Raw genomic sequence first — 1,846 nt, forward strand, 5'->3', positions numbered from 1 at the left:
ATCAGACAATCTGTGTGGACACTACGCGGGAAGGTATCTTCAGGTAAGGAGGTGATCCAACCGCAGGTTCCCCTACGGTTACCTTGTTACGACTTCACCCCAGTCATGAATCACAAAGTGGTAAGCGCCCTCCCGAAGGTTAAGCTACCTACTTCTTTTGCAACCCACTCCCATGGTGTGACGGGCGGTGTGTACAAGGCCCGGGAACGTATTCACCGTAGCATTCTGATCTACGATTACTAGCGATTCCGACTTCACGGAGTCGAGTTGCAGACTCCGATCCGGACTACGACGCACTTTATGAGGTCCGCTTGCTCTCGCGAGGTCGCTTCTCTTTGTATGCGCCATTGTAGCACGTGTGTAGCCCTGGCCGTAAGGGCCATGATGACTTGACGTCATCCCCACCTTCCTCCGGTTTATCACCGGCAGTCTCCTTTGAGTTCCCACCATTACGTGCTGGCAACAAAGGATAAGGGTTGCGCTCGTTGCGGGACTTAACCCAACATTTCACAACACGAGCTGACGACAGCCATGCAGCACCTGTCTCACGGTTCCCGAAGGCACTAAGGCATCTCTGCCGAATTCCGTGGATGTCAAGGCCAGGTAAGGTTCTTCGCGTTGCATCGAATTAAACCACATGCTCCACCGCTTGTGCGGGCCCCCGTCAATTCATTTGAGTTTTAACCTTGCGGCCGTACTCCCCAGGCGGTCGACTTAACGCGTTAGCTCCGGAAGCCACGCCTCAAGGGCACAACCTCCAAGTCGACATCGTTTACGGCGTGGACTACCAGGGTATCTAATCCTGTTTGCTCCCCACGCTTTCGCACCTGAGCGTCAGTCTTTGTCCAGGGGGCCGCCTTCGCCACCGGTATTCCTCCAGATCTCTACGCATTTCACCGCTACACCTGGAATTCTACCCCCCTCTACAAGACTCTAGCCTGCCAGTTTCGAATGCAGTTCCCAGGTTGAGCCCGGGGATTTCACATCCGACTTGACAGACCGCCTGCGTGCGCTTTACGCCCAGTAATTCCGATTAACGCTTGCACCCTCCGTATTACCGCGGCTGCTGGCACGGAGTTAGCCGGTGCTTCTTCTGCGGGTAACGTCAATCGACGAAGTTATTAACTTCATCGCCTTCCTCCCCACTGAAAGTACTTTACAACCCGAAGGCCTTCTTCATACACGCGGCATGGCTGCATCAGGCTTGCGCCCATTGTGCAATATTCCCCACTGCTGCCTCCCGTAGGAGTCTGGACCGTGTCTCAGTTCCAGTGTGGCTGGTCATCCTCTCAGACCAGCTAGGGATCGTCGCCTAGGTGAGCCGTTACCCCACCTACTAGCTAATCCCATCTGGGCACATCCGATGGTGTGAGGCCCGAAGGTCCCCCACTTTGGTCCGAAGACGTTATGCGGTATTAGCTACCGTTTCCAGTAGTTATCCCCCTCCATCGGGCAGTTTCCCAGACATTACTCACCCGTCCGCCACTCGTCACCCGAGAGCAAGCTCTCTGTGCTACCGTTCGACTTGCATGTGTTAGGCCTGCCGCCAGCGTTCAATCTGAGCCATGATCAAACTCTTCAATTAAAAGTTCGATTTGCTGCAACAAGTGCAGCGATGCTCAAGTGTAAAACGTCATAATGAATTTCATTATGTGTTCACTCTTAAGACTTGATATTTTTTGTCACCCGGAGGTGACTGATATCAATCCTGCGAGTGCCCACACAGATTGTCTGATAAATTGTTAAAGAGCGTTGCGAACAGTGCCGGAGCTTCCTGTCGCGAGGTGGCGTATATTACGCTTTCCTCCTTCGGAGTCAACTTCTTTTTGAGAAGTTTTTCCGGCGG

The 1,846-nt window shown here is 53.4% G+C and carries 1 rRNA gene; it reads right to left on the bottom strand.

Annotated features, from left to right (window positions below):
* Positions 1-44: 44 nt before the first annotated feature.
* A 16S ribosomal RNA gene (locus tag EPE01S_RS22565) occupies positions 45-1,585 on the bottom strand.
* Positions 1,586-1,846: the final 261 nt, after the last annotated feature.

Source organism: Erwinia persicina NBRC 102418 (assembly GCF_001571305.1).
In the GTDB taxonomy this organism is placed as follows: Bacteria; Pseudomonadota; Gammaproteobacteria; order Enterobacterales; family Enterobacteriaceae; genus Erwinia; species Erwinia persicina.